Origin of the sequence: Bradyrhizobium sp. 2TAF36 (genome assembly GCF_052114925.1) — a bacterium.
GTDB lineage: Bacteria > Pseudomonadota > Alphaproteobacteria > Rhizobiales > Xanthobacteraceae > Bradyrhizobium > Bradyrhizobium barranii.
Genome location: NZ_JBFRFR010000036.1, coordinates 1 through 17,598, shown reverse-complemented (window position 1 = coordinate 17,598; position 17,598 = coordinate 1). Strand labels below are relative to the sequence as shown.

At 62.7% G+C, this 17,598-nt stretch carries 16 protein-coding genes; 4 read left to right on the top strand and 12 right to left on the bottom strand.

Annotated elements, in window-relative coordinates; genetic code table 11:
• Positions 1-136: 136 nt before the first annotated feature.
• Positions 137-1,018 carry a PhzF family phenazine biosynthesis protein gene (locus AB4Z51_RS21550; RefSeq protein WP_441497919.1) on the top strand — a complete coding sequence of 294 codons (882 nt, stop codon included), beginning with the start codon at positions 137-139 and terminating at the stop codon, positions 1,016-1,018.
• 193 nt (positions 1,019-1,211) lie between these two features.
• Here the strand turns inward: AB4Z51_RS21550 and AB4Z51_RS21545 are convergent, their stop codons facing one another.
• Positions 1,212-1,523 (bottom strand): ArsR/SmtB family transcription factor, encoded by a 312-nt coding sequence (locus AB4Z51_RS21545; protein WP_028148917.1) that lies wholly within the window; start codon positions 1,521-1,523, stop codon positions 1,212-1,214.
• Positions 1,524-1,618: 95 nt separating this feature from the next.
• On the opposite strand from AB4Z51_RS21545, the gene AB4Z51_RS21540 reads away from it, so the two are divergent.
• The gene (locus AB4Z51_RS21540; protein ID WP_014498385.1) at positions 1,619-2,371 is read left to right on the top strand and encodes an SDR family NAD(P)-dependent oxidoreductase; all 753 of its coding nucleotides are present in this window, start codon (positions 1,619-1,621) and stop codon (positions 2,369-2,371) included.
• A gap of 206 nt (positions 2,372-2,577) precedes the next feature.
• Here the strand turns inward: AB4Z51_RS21540 and AB4Z51_RS21535 are convergent, their stop codons facing one another.
• From AB4Z51_RS21535 to AB4Z51_RS21510, 6 genes are all read right to left on the bottom strand, one after another.
• Entirely contained in the window at positions 2,578-2,946 is a 369-nt protein-coding gene (locus AB4Z51_RS21535; protein ID WP_354176055.1) for a hypothetical protein, read from the bottom strand.
• Between the two features lie 320 nt (positions 2,947-3,266).
• Positions 3,267-4,193 carry an MBL fold metallo-hydrolase gene (locus tag AB4Z51_RS21530; RefSeq protein WP_441497918.1) on the bottom strand — a complete coding sequence of 309 codons (927 nt, stop codon included), beginning with the start codon at positions 4,191-4,193 and terminating at the stop codon, positions 3,267-3,269.
• A 55-nt stretch (positions 4,194-4,248) separates the two neighbouring features.
• A complete protein-coding gene (locus tag AB4Z51_RS21525; protein WP_441497917.1) occupies positions 4,249-4,974 on the bottom strand; it encodes an alpha/beta fold hydrolase in 726 nt (241 codons plus the stop codon).
• Between the two features lie 112 nt (positions 4,975-5,086).
• Positions 5,087-5,383, bottom strand: a complete 297-nt coding sequence (locus AB4Z51_RS21520; RefSeq protein WP_441497916.1) for a putative quinol monooxygenase — start codon at positions 5,381-5,383, stop codon at positions 5,087-5,089.
• 342 nt (positions 5,384-5,725) lie between these two features.
• Positions 5,726-5,908 carry a hypothetical protein gene (locus tag AB4Z51_RS21515; protein ID WP_441497915.1) on the bottom strand — a complete coding sequence of 61 codons (183 nt, stop codon included), beginning with the start codon at positions 5,906-5,908 and terminating at the stop codon, positions 5,726-5,728.
• A 69-nt stretch (positions 5,909-5,977) separates the two neighbouring features.
• Complete coding sequence (locus AB4Z51_RS21510) at positions 5,978-7,081, bottom strand: NADH:flavin oxidoreductase (protein ID WP_441497952.1); 1,104 nt, start codon at positions 7,079-7,081, stop codon at positions 5,978-5,980.
• 32 nt (positions 7,082-7,113) lie between these two features.
• Between AB4Z51_RS21510 and AB4Z51_RS21505 the strand changes: the two genes are divergently transcribed.
• Positions 7,114-8,094: a LysR family transcriptional regulator gene (locus AB4Z51_RS21505; RefSeq protein WP_441497914.1), complete on the top strand. Its 981-nt coding sequence runs from the start codon at positions 7,114-7,116 to the stop codon at positions 8,092-8,094.
• 74 nt (positions 8,095-8,168) lie between these two features.
• Here AB4Z51_RS21505 and AB4Z51_RS21500 read toward each other — a convergent pair whose 3' ends face one another.
• Together AB4Z51_RS21500 and AB4Z51_RS21495 are read right to left on the bottom strand one after the other, a co-directional pair.
• Positions 8,169-8,678: a YkgB family protein gene (locus AB4Z51_RS21500; RefSeq protein WP_071916800.1), complete on the bottom strand. Its 510-nt coding sequence runs from the start codon at positions 8,676-8,678 to the stop codon at positions 8,169-8,171.
• Positions 8,679-8,723: 45 nt separating this feature from the next.
• Positions 8,724-9,260 carry a carboxymuconolactone decarboxylase family protein gene (locus AB4Z51_RS21495; protein WP_071916799.1) on the bottom strand — a complete coding sequence of 179 codons (537 nt, stop codon included), beginning with the start codon at positions 9,258-9,260 and terminating at the stop codon, positions 8,724-8,726.
• Between the two features lie 130 nt (positions 9,261-9,390).
• On the opposite strand from AB4Z51_RS21495, the gene AB4Z51_RS21490 reads away from it, so the two are divergent.
• A complete protein-coding gene (locus AB4Z51_RS21490; protein ID WP_441497913.1) occupies positions 9,391-10,386 on the top strand; it encodes an AraC family transcriptional regulator in 996 nt (331 codons plus the stop codon).
• 29 nt (positions 10,387-10,415) lie between these two features.
• Here AB4Z51_RS21490 and AB4Z51_RS21485 read toward each other — a convergent pair whose 3' ends face one another.
• The 3 genes from AB4Z51_RS21485 to AB4Z51_RS21475 all read right to left on the bottom strand — a co-directional run bounded on the left by AB4Z51_RS21485 (position 10,416) and on the right by AB4Z51_RS21475 (position 17,446).
• Positions 10,416-10,733, bottom strand: a complete 318-nt coding sequence (locus AB4Z51_RS21485; RefSeq protein ID WP_441497912.1) for a hypothetical protein — start codon at positions 10,731-10,733, stop codon at positions 10,416-10,418.
• A gap of 111 nt (positions 10,734-10,844) precedes the next feature.
• On the bottom strand, positions 10,845-11,765 hold the full coding sequence (locus AB4Z51_RS21480; RefSeq protein WP_208089006.1) for a DUF427 domain-containing protein: 921 nt from the start codon (positions 11,763-11,765) through the stop codon (positions 10,845-10,847).
• A 161-nt stretch (positions 11,766-11,926) separates the two neighbouring features.
• Positions 11,927-17,446, bottom strand: coding sequence for a trifunctional serine/threonine-protein kinase/ATP-binding protein/sensor histidine kinase (locus AB4Z51_RS21475; RefSeq protein ID WP_441497911.1), 5,520 nt, complete (start codon positions 17,444-17,446; stop codon positions 11,927-11,929).
• Positions 17,447-17,598 lie beyond the last annotated feature (152 nt).

The window sequence follows — 17,598 nt, the reverse complement described above, 5'->3', positions numbered from 1 at the left end:
TTGGATTCGACATGCAGAGGTTGTCGCTTCCGCCCAGCGTGGCATTCGAGCGCCATCAGAATCTGACCATGATCCATCAAACCGTTGCCAACGCGATCGTTGACGCCGTCGCGCACTCCATGAAGCGAGCTATCCGATGACCGAGATCGACCTTGTCAACGTGTTCACCCACATGGGGCGCGGCGGCAACCCCTGTCCGATTGTCATCGATGCATCGAACCTGACTGCTGCAGGGATGCAGTCGGTGGCCCGGCGCTTCGGGCATGAGTCGGGCTTCGTCCTGCCGGCGCCGGGACTCGACTCTGACTACGTCTTCCGGTTCTGGGTTCCGCGACACGAGATGGAGATGTGCGGTCACGCGACCATCGGCGCGCTCTGGGTCCTCGCGACCAAAGGGCGCTTGCCGGGCGAACAGGTCCGCATCGAGACGCGCAGCGGATCGGTGACGGGTTATGTCGATCGTGTGGACTCGGGCGAACCGTCCGTCGAGATCAGCCAGCCCGTCGGCAAGGTCGTTGATCTCTCGCGTGCCGAAGAGGAGGACGTTCTGTCGACGCTCAAGCTGTCGCGCCGCGATCTGCTTGATATGCCAGTGCAGAACGCCGTCACGTCGCGCGTGAAGACGCTCATCCCGATCAAGGGCGTCCGCGAGCTCAACGAGCTGGTGCCGGACCCGGCGCAGATCGAGGCGTGCTGCGGGCGGATCGGGTCCACCGGACTTTACCCCTACGCCATCGAACATCAGGGCGAACGGCGCTTCGAGGCGCGACAGTTTCCGAAGTCATCAGGCTACCCGGAAGATGCTGCCACCGGCATTGCCGCCGCGGCGCTCGCGTTCGGACTGCTCAAGAACGGCCTGGTCGAGCGCAACAGCGCGCGGATCACCATCATGCAGGGCCGGGCGATGGGGTCGTTGTCCGAGATTCGGGTGCGGCTCGGCTTCGCTGACAGCCGGCCCGTGGGTTGCCTGCTTGGAGGCTCCGTCACGCGCGCGGAGCAACATGTCTTGCAGCCCTAGCAGGTCGGCGCAGAGACGGCGCGCTAGACCTGGGCCTTCGGCGCTGTAGCCAGAAAATCGATCATGGCGCGAACGCCGGGCAACGCGCTGCGCCGGGACGGAAGCGCGGGCCATTTTTGTTTTGGGATACGCCCGGTGGCACCATCGGCCGATCCCCTTGCGCGCTCCACAAATCTGTCGTGCGCGAATGCCCTCAATCGGGAAAGCTCAGGATCATCTTGAGCAGTTTCGGAAACCGCGCGTTGATGTCCTCTTCGCGCAAAACGTTGCGGTGCTGGACGCCTTGCTTTGACGTCCGGATCAGGCCGGCCTCCCGCAGGATCCGAAAATGGTTCGACAGGGTCGACTTCGCCATGTCGGGGCAAGGCGCCGCCTCGGTGCACGACATGCAATCGTTTTGCGCGGCCAGGCTTTTGACGATGCGCAGCCGCATCGGATCCGCGAGAGCTCCAAGTACCCCGGCGAGTGTAATCTCGTCCCGCGATGGGTGAACGAACTGCACCATGCCCAAAATATAGCACGTCCCTTGAACTCATTCAATAGTTCACTAGTATTGAACTATTGAATATCGGCATCCCGCCGAACAACGGAAGACATGCGATGACCAAGAGACTCGAAGGCAAAGTTGCGCTCGTGACCGGCGCATCCAAAGGCATTGGTGCCGAAATCTCCGCCCGGCTTGCGGCCGAGGGTGCGGCGGTTGCCGTCAATTACAGCGCCAGCAAAGAGGCCGCCGACCGCGTGGTCGCCGCCATCATCGCCAAGGGTGGCAAAGCCGTCGCCGTGCACGGCAACCTGGCCGATGCCAAAAACGTGAAAAGCGTCGTCGCGGAAACCGTGAAGGCGTTCGGTGCGATCGACATCCTCGTCAACAACGCGGGCATTTACGAGTTCGCGGCGCTCGAGGCCATCACGCCTGAGCATTTCCACAAGCATTTCGACCTCAATGTGCTCGGGCTTCTCTTGATCTCAGGGGAAGCGGTGCAGCACTTCAATCCCAATGGGGGCAGCATCATCAACATCAGCTCCGGCGTGTCGACCATCGCGCCGGCGAACACCGCTGTCTACACCGCGACGAAGGCATCGGTGGATGCGATCTCCTCCGTGCTGTCGAAGGAGCTCGCGCCGCGCAAGATCCGCGTCAACGCCGTCAATCCGGGCATGATCGCCACCGAAGGCGTCGTGTCCGCCGGCCTGCACGAGGGCGACATGCGCAACTGGATCGAATCCACCACCCCGCTTGGCCGCATCGGCAAGGTTGAGGAGATCGCTGCCGCGGTGGCCTTCTTCGCTTCGGACGAAGCGTCCTACGTCACGGGCGAGACACTTCACGTCACCGGCGGCCTTCGCTGACGCGCGACGTGCGCTGGCGGCCCGAAATCGCTGAACGGCGTCGTCCCGGCATGGTCGCGGTAGTGTATCCCGCAGCCACGTTCGGACTTCACCGGTCCCGATGAGAAAATGGCTCGCATCAAGCGAGCCATTTTTAATCTGCGGGTGAGAGTCCTGATGTCACCGCGAGCCTCGCAGTGAGGCAGCGGCACCGTCGGATCCGAGCTTTACGGCTTGTCGTCGGCCTCTTCGCTTTCCGAAAGCGCGCGATAACGCACGAGATCGGGATCACCATCCATGTAGAGCCCAATGAAGCCCCGATAGCCGAAGTCGTCGCGGAGAAGCACGAGCAGCCGATCCAGATCCTTGTAGGTACGATCTTCCTTGTCGCCCCAGGTTCGCAGCGGCAGGAACTCGCGTCGCCAGCTCGGCCGAACATAGGCCAGGTGCTCCGCCATACCCTCGATCGTCTTGGTGATGATGAGGACATTGCGCAGGTGCCCGCCATTTTGCAGCTCCTGCTTGATTTCCCCTTCCTGTAACCCTTTCGCCAAGGGTCGCTCCCGCAAATTGATCGCCCAAAGGGCGAAGACCACAACGGGGGCAGACTTCCTTGCACCGACCAATCCGCAGTCGCTTTCCGACGTGCGGTCCGGAAGATTCGGAGCGAGTCGAACTGCTCCATGGCGAAAGCTGCCTCCGACCCTGTGTCTATCAGCGAAAGGGGTTGCCTTGCGAGCCGGCAATGAGGTGACGCGCACAGCAAGCGCTCCGATCGCTGCTGCATTCACAGTTCGGCGTGCCGACGTTCTCCCGGCGATGCGATTGAAAAATCGATGTAACATCAGCTACATCGATAGGGTTGCGAACGCGACGAGATGCTCAAGGCTCGCGGTCGACCCCGATGCATCTTCCTCTAGGCCACTCCGCCGCCCGGCTCTTGCAGGTGGCGGAAGGCGGCGGGCACGTTGACGGAGTTGTGCGCCCAATCGAACAGGCTGTACTCACCGTAGTGCGCCATTGCGACCGCCTCGAGCGTGGCCTCGATCGATCGGCCTTCTGCGATCGCCGTGCGCACGGCGCTGTCGAGCTCGCGAAGATAGCGAAGCGGGAATTCGATGTCCGCGGGACGCATCGGCCGGCCGTGGCCGGGAATGATGGTCGCGTCTTCCGGCAGGAAGTCGCGCACGCGGGCAAGGGTCGTCATCGTCTCCTTGTGCCGCCCTTCGAGGAGCCACGGAAGCGCCGGAGACGGTGCTTGGATCATGTTACCGACCCAAAGCACCTTCGCGTCTGGCGTCCATATGACCAAATCGCCTGGCGTCTGCGCGAACCCAAAGTGGCGGACCTCGACGATGCGGCGGCCAAGATCGACGCTAATCATGTCGGGGACGGTGATGTCAGCGGCGCGTGCCTGCACGCGTTCAATGCCCTTCCCCTTGCCCATGAGGCTGATCATGAAACGGCGATCGTCCTCGAAGCTTTCTTCCATGTAGCGCTTGGTCGCCGGATGCTGAATCACGACAGTACTGTCGGGGAACAGGTAATTCCCGTAGGCATGGTCACCGTGATAGCTGGTGTTGACGAGGAAGCGGATCGGCTTCGACGTCACTTGACGTACGAGCCCGATAAGCTGCGCGGCGAGATCGCCATTCAGCATTGACTCGACGACGAGTACGCTGCGTTCGCCGATCACGAAACCGGCCGTGGTGGCGACGTGGYCTTTCTCGAACACGTCATCAGGCATGACCGCGAAAACGCCGGGGGCCAGTTCGTTCGATGTGAGGTTCACCCGAGCCGCATCCCAGGGCGGCGTTGCTTCTTGCTCACCGTCCTGCGTCATCGGATGGGTCCTCCCTGTTTGAATGATGCCAAGCGACCGCGCTTTGCGGACGCCGTTACTTCGCTGCTGCGCGGGCGGCCTGTTTGATTGCGTCAGCCACGACGTCCGGGTTGGAGACGGGGACGGCGTGCGAAGCGTTCACCTCGATGACGGTGGAGTGGGCGCGATCGGCTTCGAACTTGTATTCGTCGACCGGAATGGCGCGATCCTGCAGGGGCCTGACTTGCCAGCTCGGCTTGCTCGTCCATGCTGCGGATGTCAGCGGTTCGGTCAGGGCCGCCAGGTTCATGGGGCGTTGGCCGGCGAGCATCAGGGCGGCCACGCTCGCGGGCACGTCGGCGGCAACGTTGCTGTGGAACTTGTCGGGCTGGTAGAGGAGATATGTGCCGCTGGTCCCGTCGGGCAGGGTGTACGTGGTCGGCTCGACGGACGTGGGGAATGTGCTGCCGGGGTACCGTTCGAGCAAATGGGTTGCGGCCTCTCCGACCGCGGGCATGATGGAGGCCGCGTAGACAAGTCCCTTGACCTTGGGGTCGTCCCCGGCCTGCGTGATGACGGCCCCGCCATAGGAGTGGGCCGCCAGGATCACGGGCCCCTGGATCTTGTCCAACAGGCTGCGCAGGTACGCGGTGTCGATTGCCGGGCCCAGCAGCGGATTGCCGAAGGCGACGACCGGGTAGCCGTCGCGCTGGAGCCTCTCAATCACTCCATTCCAGATCGACGCGTCTTCGAAAGCCCCGTGCACAAGAACGACAGCGGGCTTGGGCGATTCCTGGTTCATCGTGAGTCCTTTTTCAGGAGAATTAGGGGGAGGTCGCTTCGCTGAAGTGTTCGTTAAGTCGCGCCGCCCAAGCTCATCATCTGCCTTGCAACGAAGAGCCCGGTAAGACGCTCTATTTCTGGGCGACGACGTGAAGCCGGTGCACCTTGGGAGCTTCGGAAAACAGCTCGTCTGCCCTCGCGAACAGCGCCTTTGCAAGTTCGCCGTTCAAATGCGCGTCTCGTCCGACTTCGTCATTGAACGTGTCGATGATTCCGAAACGTCCCGGCTCCTCTTCCTTGAGCCCGTACCACGCCGCTATTCCGGCCTCTGCCTTCGCCATCACGGCGCCCTGCTTCAGGAAAGCTTCGACTTCCGCTTCCTTGCCCCGATTGGCTTTCAACTCGACGAAGAAGGCGAACTTGGCCATGCCATTGATCCTTTCGGTTGCATCCGACTGTTGGACGTCTCTATATAAAATGCGTTTTTATAAAAACACATCAAAGAACGCGTGGGATTGGTTCGCTTTGTCGTGATCGAAGTGAATAATATAATTGTGCTATTTCAATTACTTGGATTAGGTCTTATCTTCGGTCGCGAGTCGTTATCTGGAATGAATTTGACAATTCATAAGCATCATATCTGAGTTCTTTTTACAAAATAGCAGGTGGCCTCGACCATCATGGCCTTGCCGTCTTCATGGGTCGTGCGGTGAGATGAGCGGTGCCGAAACGATGAATGAGGTCGTCGCGGTTACACGCCCGATGACGACTTAGGACCTGCTCGGAGCCTCACCGAGAGGTGGAAGCAACTGTTGCGCGGTGTGAGGCGATAGCTGCTCGATGGCCGCTCGAAGGTGGGCCGCGGCCTTCGAATGCTCGGGCCCATCGAGCATGCGCAATGCTTCCAGCATGAGCGACAACGCCACCGAGGCATCGGAGATCGCGTCCGTCATGATCGTTCCTTTCGATGCGTGCACTATCTTCAGAGCGTCGGCCCTCGGCATCGACGTCGCGGGACGTGCTCACATCATCAGTTCGGTGTCCTTGATGTCAGCGATGGGGCCGAGGATCGCAGGGTCAAATTCATCCAGAGAGCTGCGGTCCAACAGACGCTTGGGCAGATCGGGGTTCGCCAAGGCCCCGCGGCCTATCGTGACGACATCGGCGCCATCGTCGAGCGCAGCCACCGCCTGCTCGATGTTGTGCAGGCTGCCATTGGCGAAAATCGTCGCTTTGGGGGCGTAGCGCTTGGCGAGGCGCATCAATGACGGGCCGTCCTTGGCGAAAGCGGGCTTCCACGCCTCAAACTCGGTCACATGGACGAAGTCGGCGCCGGCATCGCCGAGGCTGCCGAAGATGATTTCGGCGTCACGCTCCGCACCCGCCCATTTGTGATGATAGTGGTTCACCTTGCCTTGCGAGATGCGGACGCCGACCGGCACCGCGCTCCCGACCTTCGCGCGCACCGCCTTGAAGGTTTCCACGATTAGCCGCACGCGGTTCTCCGTGGTGCCGCCCCAGCGATCGGTTCTGCTGTTGGCGTAGTCGGTCAGGAACTGGTCGAGCAAGTAGCCGTTGGCGCCGTGAATCTCGATGGCGTCGAACCCGGCGACGTGGATCGCTCGCGCAGCCGAGCCCGCGAAGCCGGCAATGGCGTCGGCGATCTGCTCTTCGGTGATGGCTGCCGGCAGCACGTAGCGGTCCTTTCCGTGATAGAATGTCATCTGCTCGCCCTTGGGCTGAATGGCAGACGGCCCCACCGTGCTGTCGCGAAAGCGATTGCCCTGACTGATCGCTCCGGCGTGCATCATCTGGGCAATGGCCATCGCTCCGTGCGCCTTGATGCCGTTGACGACCGGCTTCCAGGCCATGGCCTGCACTTCGTCGGTCATGCCGGGCTGATGGACGTAGCCCTGCGAGAACGCCTGGTCTGTGTAGATGCCTTCGGTGATGACCGTTCCAAACCCGCCTCGCGCGAACCGCTCGTAGTATCGCGTCATGGTTTCGGTGGCCCGGCCGTCCTGGGTCGCCGTGATGCGCGTCATTGGCGCAACAGCAAGACGGTTCTTCGCGGTACGGCCGTTTATATCGATCGGCGTGAAAAGCGCCTTCGCTTCGTTGTCCATCATTTGAATCTCCAGGGGCTTTACCTTCGGGAGTGGCCTCCCTTGCTGGAGATCGATTTAAAGCTCGCCGTGAGCCGACAGAAGTCCGGCTGGAAGCTAAGCACTTTATCGATTATCGTTATAAAATGGATTTCGCGGATGTGGCCCTGTTTCGCAGCATCGTGACCGCCGGCAGCCTGTCCGCTGCGGCGCGAGAGATGGGCACCACGCCGATGTTGGTCAGTCGAAGGCTCGCAGCGCTCGAAGCTGAGCTCGGCGCGCGCCTGTTTCATCGGACCACGCGCTCACTGTCGCTCACCCCTGAGGGCGAGGCCTTCTTGCCTCACGCCGCCGCCCTGATAGCCGCCCGCGATTCAGCATTCGAGTCCGTGTCGTCCGCCGGCTCGGGGCTCTCAGGTGTGCTCAAGGTCACCGCRCCGAACGTCATCGGCCATGCGGTCATCGTACCCGTCGTAGCCAAGCTGATTGCGGACAACCCGGCGCTTCGGGTCAATCTTGTCCTGAGCGACGATCGCGTCGACATCGCTTCGATGGGTCTCGACGTTGCGATCCGCGTGGCGCCGATGAAGCCTTCCGACATGATCGCGACAAGGCTCGCCGACAATCCCTACATCCTCTGCGCATCACCAGCCTATATCGCTCGCTTCGGCGAACCGGCAACGCTGGGCGATCTGGTGAGTCACCCCTGCATCAAGCTTCATGCGATGGAGACCTGGCCGTTCGTACGTGGAGGCGAATTGGAGCAGATCCGGATCGCCGGCCCACTGTCGGCCAGCACAGTCGACGCTGTTCGAGCGGCTTGTCTTGCAGGCGTGGGGGTCGCCATGATGACCTATTGGGATGTCTACGAGCAGATTGAACGCGGAGAGTTGAAGCGTATCGTTCTGGCGGATGCCGCGCCGGTTGAGCTCGGGATATGGGCGGTTTTCCTGACTCGCGCGCAAATGCCCGTCCGGGTAAGAGCGTTCATTGATGCTCTGCGAAAGCGGCTGCTTGCGGGCACACTGCCGTGATCGTCGCGACGCGCCATCGCCGGCGAGCGGGAAAGCTCGCCGGCGACGCGTCGCCCTGGGCAGAATGCAACCTGTTACCGCGTCAGGCGAACCAGATCCTGCCTTAGCAGATAGAAGGAGACTGCGAGCAGCACGACGTCCTTCATCAGGAAGGGCACGTTGCCCGTCATCGCGGGGAAGCCTCCAGCGGCGAGGTCCCAGCCTTCCGGCATGAAGGGAATGATCGTGACGGTCGCGATGAAGGTGCCGGTCGAGCCGAGGGCGCCGAGCACGCCAAGCCGGTGGCTCCAGAAGCCCGCGAGCAGCAGCGTGCCGAAGGTCCATTCGGAAACGCCGAGGAAATAGCTGGCGCCGGCATGGCCGAACACGGGATAGAGCCACCAGATCAATGGGCCGTTGCTGATGAACGGGACCAGCCGTTCGAATTCGTACGGAAACCACTTCTGGTAACCGAAGAAGAAGAACATGATCACCATCGAGGCGCGGACGACATGGTAGTCGAGATCTTCCGCGAGCAGGCCGGATCCCTGCAGGGCGCGGACGAGAGGATTTTGGGCGGTGTGGGTGTTGGCAAGCGTGGTCATGGTCGTGATCCCTGATGTGTGATGATCGACGTGGCGGCCGTCGCGTTAGGCGACCGCCGGGAAGTCGATCTCGGTGTCGTTGATGCGGTTGAAGATGTTGGTGAACACGGTGGTGGCAAAGGCGAGGCTGATGTCGACGAGCTGCGCGTCGCTGTAGCCGGCGGCCTTGATCGCGACGAAATCCTTGTGGCTGACGGTGCCGCTGGTGCGCGCAAGCTTGTCGACGAACGCGACCAGCGCATCGCGCTGGGCATCACCGGTGGGCCGGCCATCGCGGATCTGCTTCAGGATCTCCGGCGCCAGCCCGACGAGCTTTGCGAGATGGCTGTGGGCGGCGACACAATAGTCACAGCCGGCGGCTTCGCTGATGACGAGCTTGATGATCTCCTTGTCGGACTTGGTCAGTCCGCCGGAGGCGAGCACAGTGTCGGCAGCGAGCACGGCCTTGAGCGCAGCGGGGCCATGGGCGGCGATGGCCGCAAAGGTGTTCGGCACGCTGCCGATGGCCTTCTTGATCTGGGCATAGACCTGGCCGGAGGGKCCGGCGTCAGTTTCGAGGTTCGGGACGGAAAGTCGGGACATGATGGCACTCCGTGTTGGGGTGGTGAACGATTGCGGAGTGACAGTAGGGTCGCGATGTGAGATGTTGAATGCTTGATAGGCTTTTATATATGCTCAATCGTCTCAAGTTACGTACTGAGAGGTGAATACGATGGATTGGCTGAGCCGGCTGTTCGAGATGATGCCGGTGCGCGGCCGTCTGGACCTGCGCTGCTCCTACGGCGCGCCCTGGCGGATCGAGCAGGGGCCGGGCGAGGTCAACGAGATCCCGTACCATGCGGTGCTCGCAGGCTCGGCGGTGCTGGACGATCCGGCGGGAGGCCGGCCGTTGCTACTGGAGGCCGGCGACATTCTGCTGCTGCCGCGCAACCCCCGGCACGTCATGCACGACGGCAGCGGAGCCGCGCCGCTGAAGGCCCGCAACCGCGCGTCACTCAACTTCACGATCAGCGAGAATCCCGGCTCGGACGCCCGGCTCGATCTGTTGTGCGGACATTTTTCGATCGCCCCGCCGCACGACCGGCTGCTGCGCAACTATCTGCCGCCGGTGCTGATCGTGAGGGCCGGCGCGCAGGCCGGAGAGCGGGATACGGCGGGGCAGCTCGCGGGCCTCGTTGCCTTGATGCGCGGCGAGACCGCAGACGATCAGCTGGGCGGCCGCGCGATGCTGAACGCGTTGTCGACGGCGATGTTCGCGCTCGTGCTGCGCCTCGCCAGCGAGACCGGGGACGCGCCCCGCGGGCTGCTTGCGCTCGCAGGTCACCCACGCCTCGCGCCGGTCGTCGCGGCCATGTTCAATGCGCCCGCGCGCGCATGGACGCTGCCCGAGCTTGCGCAGCTCGCCAACATGTCGCGTGCGACGCTCGCTCGTCAATTCCAGGAGAAGGTCGGACGTTCGCCCAGCGAGCTGCTGACCGACATCCGCATGACGCTGGCAACGAACGAACTGAGGAAATCCTCGCTCTCGACCGGAGCGGTGGCTGAAGCGGTCGGATATCTGTCCGAGGCGGCGTTCCAGCGGGCGTTCAAGAGCCATATGGGCATCACGCCCGCGCAATGCCGAAAGGCTGCGCAGACGCCTGCGACGATTGACGAGCTGGAGCTGGCGAAGAGCGCAGAGACGGCATCGGCTGGTGAGAATGCCTAGGCAGGCGAGCGTGAGGTGGCCGGGCTAGCTCAGCATCCGCGGCAGATGATGAGCTTGCGATCCAGCATCTGATCGCGCTGCTGCTGCTCGCGCTCCCAGGCCGACAGAGCATCCGATCGAGGCGCATCGGCCCGGCTCGGCTGACGGTGGCCGACCGGAGCGAGCCAGGGCAGGCGCGACGTCGGCTCGGCCGAGGCGAAACGCGCGGCGGCCCGCGACGGCAGATCGGGGAGGGCGTCGAGAGAGCTGTTCCGGTCGGAGGCATGTGCGGGCGACAGCAAGCCGATCAGGAGAAGGCCCGCAAAAGCGGAGCGGATCGAGCGTGTCTGGTTCGAACGATGGGACATTGTGGCGCTCCCGTAGTGGAGGCTCGGGATGAGCGGCTCCGTTGAGGGCCACAATAATCGTGGACGCGAAACGCTGAATGCTGTGCGATCTCGAAGATATGCTCGTTCGTCTCACGAGCGTCGATGGAGGGGACTGGTTGCAGCTTCAGCGGGCCGGCCACCAGGCGTTGGCTCGGCGACCACCTCGGCGATGTCAAGATTACGATCGGGGCCGTGTGGAACCACCAATTGGCCGGGTTCGAGACGAAGCTGCGTGCCATCGAGATGGACCGTCACGATGTCCGGCTCGAACGATACAAAATTGGAGATGCGGCGGACTTCGGGATAGGCGTCGGGATACGACCATGCCGCCTGGCGCGCGTCTCCGATGGAATAATAGCTGCAGAGGCCCTTGTACGGGCAGAAGGTCTGGAGCTTTACCGGAGTGAGGGCAGACTCATCGATGTCGGCACGTGGAACATACCAACGGGGTGCAAAGCCGGACTCGTAAAGGACCAGCGGCTGCTTTGTATCGGCGATGACCCGGCCCTGGTGGTTGACCACGAGGTTACGAGAGGTCTGGCGGATGTCGATGCGGTGATAGGGATCGGCGGCATGGCCCACGATGCGTTCGTCTTCCTCGTAGAAGGCATCCATGGCCCGCCAGGCAAAAGCGATCAGACCCTGCAGATCGCCTGCATGGGCGGGCAGGTTGGTGTGCCGCCATGCTCCGCGCGCCGTGATGCGTTGCTCGTCGACTCGAACGCTGTACCAAGACGTCGGCCCAAGATCGGCGTGTTGAGTGATGTGCTCGGTGCGTTCCAGCACATGTGGGGAAACATCGGCCTCCGCGAAATAGGCCACGGGATAACGGCCCGGTTCGAAAAGCAGGAGCACCCGTTCGCTATCGGCGATCCAGCTTCCCCCAAAGCGCACGCGGAGGCGGCGGCGTAATGGTTCGACGTACAAGATTCGCTTGGGCAGCGGCTCGGGGACGAGAAAGCGGCCGATTGCTCCCGTTGAAAGCGGGCCTTGTTGCCAGGACAGTCCCAACTGATCTCTCCTTGCAGCGCACCGTCGGTCGGTGGCGGACCTGTTCCGGCCCGTGCTTGGCTTCGCCGGCGCGATCCGATGGCTATATTTCGTCCGCGGCCCGGCCTTGGTTACAGGTCATCCCACCAATTTTGTGGTGTGATGACGCCAGCCGAGATGATTCAACCAACCGTAAAGCCGTCATCGATCGGAACAGTGAACTGGAAGACGGCTCCGCGCGGTTCGTTTGCAGTCGCCCAGAGCCTGCCGCCATGCGCAATGATGATCGAGCGGCATATCGACAGTCCGACACCGAGGCCGCCCGACTTGGTCGTGTAGAAGGGTTCGAACAGCCGCGCGAGGCCCTCCGTCGACAAGCCCGGTCCCGAATCCGTGATCGATACGCGTATGCTCTCGGCATCCGCTCTCGCGGTCTGGATCAACAGCTCGCGCTTGCCCCCCGTTGTCTCGCTCATGGCCTCGATGGCGTTCAGGATCAGGTTGAGCGTGACCTGCTGCAGCTCGACGCGATCCCCGATGACCTTGGGCAGACGATCGGCGAATACCGTCTGGATCGACACATCGTGCCGCGCTGCTTCGGCCTGCGTGAGTTCGATGACTTGGCCGATGACGTTGTTGATCGCCAGGGCATCCCGTTTGGGCGGTGATTTTTTGACGAGATCCCGGATTCGCTCAATGACCTCGCTGGAGCGAATGCCGTTCTCGATGGCGCGTGTCAGCGCCCTGCGCGTCTGCTCCAGTGCCGGTGGTTGGTGATCGAGCCAGCTCAAGGCCGCTTGTGCGCTGGCGATGACGGCGGTGTTCGGCTGATTGACCTCGTGGGCGATCGACGCCGTCAGCTGTCCCATCACCGCCACGCGGTTGGCGTGGGCCAGCTCCATCTGAGCCTCGCGGTAACGCTGCTCGTTCTCGCGTGCCTCGGTTTCGGCGCGCTTGCGCTCGCTGAGATCCAGCACGAAGGCAACGCCTTGCTCCTGCTCGTCGTCGAACAAGGCTCCGCCGGTCAGCACCGGCACCCGGCTGCCGTCCTTGCGGAAGAACGCCTTTTCGAACGGGTGGACAACCCGCGTCGCCTTCAATTCGGCCCGGGCGCGGTCGGTGCGCTCCTGCCATTCGGGCGGCGTCAGATCTGCCCAGCGCAACCGGCCTGCGGCGAGATCCTCGCGATCATATCCCATGGTCTTCAGGAACGCGTCGTTGGCATCGAGAATGTCGGGGGTGTGATCGAAGATGAAGATCCCGATGATGTTGGCCTCGACCAGCCGGCGGATCCGCGACTCCCGCTCCTGAAGCTCCCGGTACAGACGGGCATTGTCGAGCGAGGTCGCGGCCTCGGATGCGAGAAACTTGAGAATCGCGATCCGGGCGGGTGTGAAGACGCGCGAGGCGAGATTGTTCTCGAGATACAGAAATGCCACCGCCCTGCCTTGCTTGACGAGCGGCACGCACAAGGCTGATCGGACGTGCTTCTTCTGGATGTACTCGTCGCCGCCGAACGCGCTGCTCGTCGAGGCATCGTCGAGCACGACGCTTTCCTGGGTGCGAGCCGTGTAAAGCACGATCGACATCGGGACTTCGGCGGCGGAGATCGGTGAATCGGCGAGATCGAGAGTGATCGAACCGCCGCCAGTCACCGCGTCCGCCCGAATTCTCAGCTCGGAACCCCTCGGTAGAATCAGCACTCCGCGTTCCGCACCCGCATGCTCAATGGCCGAACGAAGCAGGGTCTCCGTGAGCTTCTCCAGCACGATCTCGCCTGAAACAGCCTCCGACACCTTGAGAACCGTCGCAAGGTCCAGCTGTTCGACAGGTGCACCGATCGTCCCTGCGGCGCTGAGCGCGGATCCTCGCTCCCGCAGGCCCGGATGGAGTTTCTCGAGCTGGCTCACCTTCGCCTCGGCGCCCCAGCGCGCGTAACAATCGCGCGCTTTTGTCAGGTAGGACAGAACTACCGTTCGAATGCCGCGCGCCTCGTAGAACCCTGCTGCGCGTTCCGCAGCGATCGCTTCGATCTGGGCGCAGCCGGATTCTTGCGCCAATCGGATCGATTCCTCGTACAGTTGTTCCGCCTCGAGTTCGCGACCTTCGATGCGCGCAAGCTCCGCCGCGACGAGCTTCTGCCGGGCAGCGTAATTCGCGGGGCAACGGTTGGACCAGACTGTCAGCTTGCGGTGGTGTTCGCGGAGGTCGTTGAGGCGTCGCTCGCGATCCTCGGGGCGCGATGCGTGATAAGCCCCGGCATGAGCGAGCGCCGTGTAGAACCGGTATTCGGTGAAATCCGAATAAGAGCGGGCGCACCATGAGAGCGCTTCTGCGCGTGCGGCGAGGGCAATCGCGACATCGTCACGTCCGGCAATGACTTCGATCTGAATTTGCGTCGCGTAGTAGAAGAAGGCGCTTATCGGTTCGCTCGCATCCGAGGGCTGAAGCGCCGCGGGGCTCTCGAAGTCATTCCGGCCATTGCGCCCCATAAGGCTCTGCGCCAGATCTCGTTGCCTGATGAGGCCCTCCGCAGCCAATCGGACGCCCAGACCCTCGGCGAATGCCAGAGACCGCTCGGCGCGCGAGCAGACGTCCATGAGCGGATCGCCGCAGAAGAGATCCACCGATATCAGTCCGCGATGCGAATACGCCGCGAATGCCAGATCTCCGGTCGTCAAGCAGATTGCGAGTGCGCGCCGAATGAACGGCCGTCCCGATCGGATCGGGAGAATCCATGGGGTCACGTGAAGGCCGAATACCAAAAGCGCCCGGCCGCTCAGCCCTGTCTGCGGCTGCCTGTCAGCAAGGGCTGCGCCAAATTGTGATAGCCGGAATCCAAGTTCAGCATCGGTTGAATTGCTCGCGAGCACGCCGAATATGGCGGTCAGCGGGTAGCACGCTTCAGGGCTGGTCCCGTGCTGGAGCGTCAGTCGAGTGGCCTCCAAGAGCATGGTGTCGGAGAGGTTGCGATCGGTGAGAAACGCAGGCGTGAGGAGGTCGGCCAGGACGCCCATGGTCGCACGATGATCCGGATCGGTCATCGGCGGTAGCGCATGAAGCTGCTCGTCGGACAGCTTTTCGGTCAAGCTCCGCAGGCGTCGCCGATCCTCGTCCACCTCGCTGCGGCTGGGATGAGGAGACCAGTCAATCCCGGTTCTGCGCAAAAATGCGAGGCAAACGTCGACCGCGCGCTCGAGCTGTCCCGCGGTGGTGTATAGCTGCGCCTGGAGTCTGGCGACCTCGGCGCTCGCCTGAATGTCCGAACAGCTCTGCGACAGGACCGTCAATTCCGCTTCCGCCGTGTTCAGCTCGCCGAGTAGGAATTTGCATTCGGCGTGGAGCAGGCCGATCGCGAAGGCGTCCCGGCTGCACCGCGGATGCCCTTCCTCTCCGAGCAGTTCGCGGGCGATTTCAAGGTAGGTTGCCGCCGCGTGGTAAGCCGTTGCATTTCGGGCGCGCCGGCCCGCGGCGAGATTGACGGCAATGACCTGTTCGCGTTCAGCGCCGTTCGTCAAAGCGGCGATGCCGCGGTTCAGCTGGTTGGCGACGATATAGACGCGCTCGTTGGTTTCGTCGGGCGTCAGCTGCGCTGCCAGGACCAGACCGATCCGAAGGTGCAGGGTCGTTCGCCTGTCCTGGTCCGGTTGAAGCGCATAAGCGGCCTCTTGCACGCGATCGTGCACGAACGCGTAAGAGCTCTTGAGGCGTCGGACCAGCTCGAGACGCGTCGCGTCTCGCAAATCAGCGTGCAGCGTCTGCTCCGATGCTCCGTGCACGAGGCAGAGCATTGCGATCTCGGCGCTGTTGCCCAGGCAGGCCAGCTCCAGCAGGGCCCGACGTGTCTCGTCGCGCAAACCGCTCAGCTTGCCGACCATGAGACGCGCGACGTTTTCGGCGTAGCTCTTTTCCTTGATGCGTTCGAGATCCCAGTGCCACTGTCGCCTGTCATGATCGAAGGCCAGTAGTTCTTCTTCGGCCAGTGCCCGCAGAAACTGCGTGAGAAAGAACGGATTCCCGTTCGTCTTCTCGTATATCAGCTGCGCCAGGGGCATGGCGTATGCCGGCTCGCAGTGAAGTGCATCCGCGGTGAATTCCTCGACGGCAGCGCTGGTGAGGGGTGCCAGGTCGATTTCCCGCACCCGTTTACGGGAGGCCCGAATTTCGACGAGCCGTTGTGCCAGCGGATGTTTGACGTCGACATCCTTGCGTCGATAGGCGGCAATGAGAAGCAGATTTTGCAGGTCGGATCTGTTCAGAAGAAACGCGATCAGATCCAGTGTGGCCACGTCGAGCCACTGCAGGTCGTCGAAGAAAAGCACGAGTGGATGGTGAGGCTTGGCGAAGATGCCAATGAAGCGTCGAACGACGAGTTGGAAGCGTCGCTGTGCGTCTTGCGGGGAGGCATCCGGGACAGGTGGCTGATCCCCGATCACCAGCCGCAGCTCCGGTACGAGATCCACCATCAGTTGACCGAGATTGCCCAGCGCTTCGTGCAGTGCGCTACGCCAGGGTGCCAGATCGGCATCGCTCTTGGCGAGGAGGCCTCGGATAAGGCCTTGAAGCGCATGCGCGAGCGTCGCGTAAGGCATATCGCGCTTGTGCTGATCGAACTTGCCGGAGGCGAAGAACCCTCCTAACGGGATCAAGGCCTTGTGCATTTCGTCGACGAAAGCGGACTTGCCGATACCGGAGGGGCCGGACACCAGGATCAACTCGGGCGTGCCGCTCCGGGTGACGCGATCGAACGAGGTGAGCAACGCCTCGATCTCGTGCTCCCTGCCGTAGAGCCGTTCGGGAATCAGCAGGCGGTCCGGTGTATCGGTTTGGGCCAGGACGAAATCATCGATTCGTCCCTGCGCTTCCCATTCGGCGAGTGACCGTTCGAGGTCGCTCTTGAGACCGGCTGCGGTCTGGTAGCGGTCCTCGGCCGTCTTGGCGAGGAGCTTCATGATGATCGCCGACACGGCATAAGGCACGCCATTGACTCGTTCGGCGGGCGGAACGGCACGTCTCGCGATGTGGCTGTGCACCCATTCCATCGGACTGGCCGCGGTGAACGGCAGTGCGCCCGTCAGCATCCGGTAGAACGTCACGCCGATTGCGTACAGATCGCTGCGGGAATCGACGGACCGGTTCATGCGGCCGGTCTGCTCGGGCGCCATGTAGGCCAGCGTGCCCGCCATGGTCTCCGGTGGTTCGAGCTGCTGTCGCTCGCGCGGCAAGCGAGATGCGAGGCCAAATCCGGTGATCCTGACCTCGTCTGCCCCGGTCACCAGAAGATTGGCCGGCTTCAAATCCTTGTGGACCAGGCCCTGCCGATGCAGCTGATCGACGGCGGTGGTGATGCCGAGAGCCAATCGCAGAAACCGGGTCAGCTTCATCGGCGCGCCGAGCAGTTGTTCGAGCGGCTCGCTGCCGGGATCTTCCAGTATCAGCAAGATTCGACCACCGTCGCGGATCAGCTCCAGCGGCCGTACGGCCCAGGTCCCATCGAGTTCGTCGCGCAAGGCGTATTCATGGGCGAGCCGGTCGAGGACCGCGGCCGGCGGATGTTCCGTCGCCGCCCTTACGGTCAGGACGCTGTTGACGTCTCCATCGGCGCCCCGGCGCCATTCACGGCAAAAGACGCGCTCGCCGTCGTCCCATGACGCCTTGAGACCGGCATTGCCATTCGTGGATACCCGCGAGGATACGTCCATCTGCCGGACTCCGGAACTAGCCGGCCAGTCGATTGAAAAGGAGGGAAAGGTGTTCACCTGTCCCGTTCGGGAACGTACTCCCAACGCCAATCCCCAACAATAGCCGGGATCGGAGCCGCGGTATGGGCCACATTCCGATTTCGGGGCGTGGC

Bases quoted from the DNA above. Each gene is read 5' to 3' on its own strand.
- AB4Z51_RS21485 (WP_441497912.1), bottom strand. From the start codon at position 10,733: ATGTCCCATCGTTCGAACCAGACACGCTCGATCCGCTCCGCTTTTGCG.
- AB4Z51_RS21515 (WP_441497915.1), bottom strand. From the start codon at position 5,908: ATGACGGACGCGATCTCCGATGCCTCGGTGGCGTTGTCGCTCATGCTG.
- AB4Z51_RS21500 (WP_071916800.1), bottom strand. From the start codon at position 8,678: ATGACCACGCTTGCCAACACCCACACCGCCCAAAATCCTCTCGTCCGC.
- AB4Z51_RS21525 (WP_441497917.1), bottom strand. From the start codon at position 4,974: ATGAACCAGGAATCGCCCAAGCCCGCTGTCGTTCTTGTGCACGGGGCT.
- AB4Z51_RS21550 (WP_441497919.1), top strand. From the start codon at position 137: ATGACCGAGATCGACCTTGTCAACGTGTTCACCCACATGGGGCGCGGC.
- AB4Z51_RS21475 (WP_441497911.1), bottom strand. From the start codon at position 17,446: ATGGACGTATCCTCGCGGGTATCCACGAATGGCAATGCCGGTCTCAAG.
- AB4Z51_RS21540 (WP_014498385.1), top strand. From the start codon at position 1,619: ATGACCAAGAGACTCGAAGGCAAAGTTGCGCTCGTGACCGGCGCATCC.
- AB4Z51_RS21490 (WP_441497913.1), top strand. From the start codon at position 9,391: ATGGATTGGCTGAGCCGGCTGTTCGAGATGATGCCGGTGCGCGGCCGT.
- AB4Z51_RS21545 (WP_028148917.1), bottom strand. From the start codon at position 1,523: ATGGTGCAGTTCGTTCACCCATCGCGGGACGAGATTACACTCGCCGGG.
- AB4Z51_RS21510 (WP_441497952.1), bottom strand. From the start codon at position 7,081: ATGGACAACGAAGCGAAGGCGCTTTTCACGCCGATCGATATAAACGGC.
- AB4Z51_RS21520 (WP_441497916.1), bottom strand. From the start codon at position 5,383: ATGGCCAAGTTCGCCTTCTTCGTCGAGTTGAAAGCCAATCGGGGCAAG.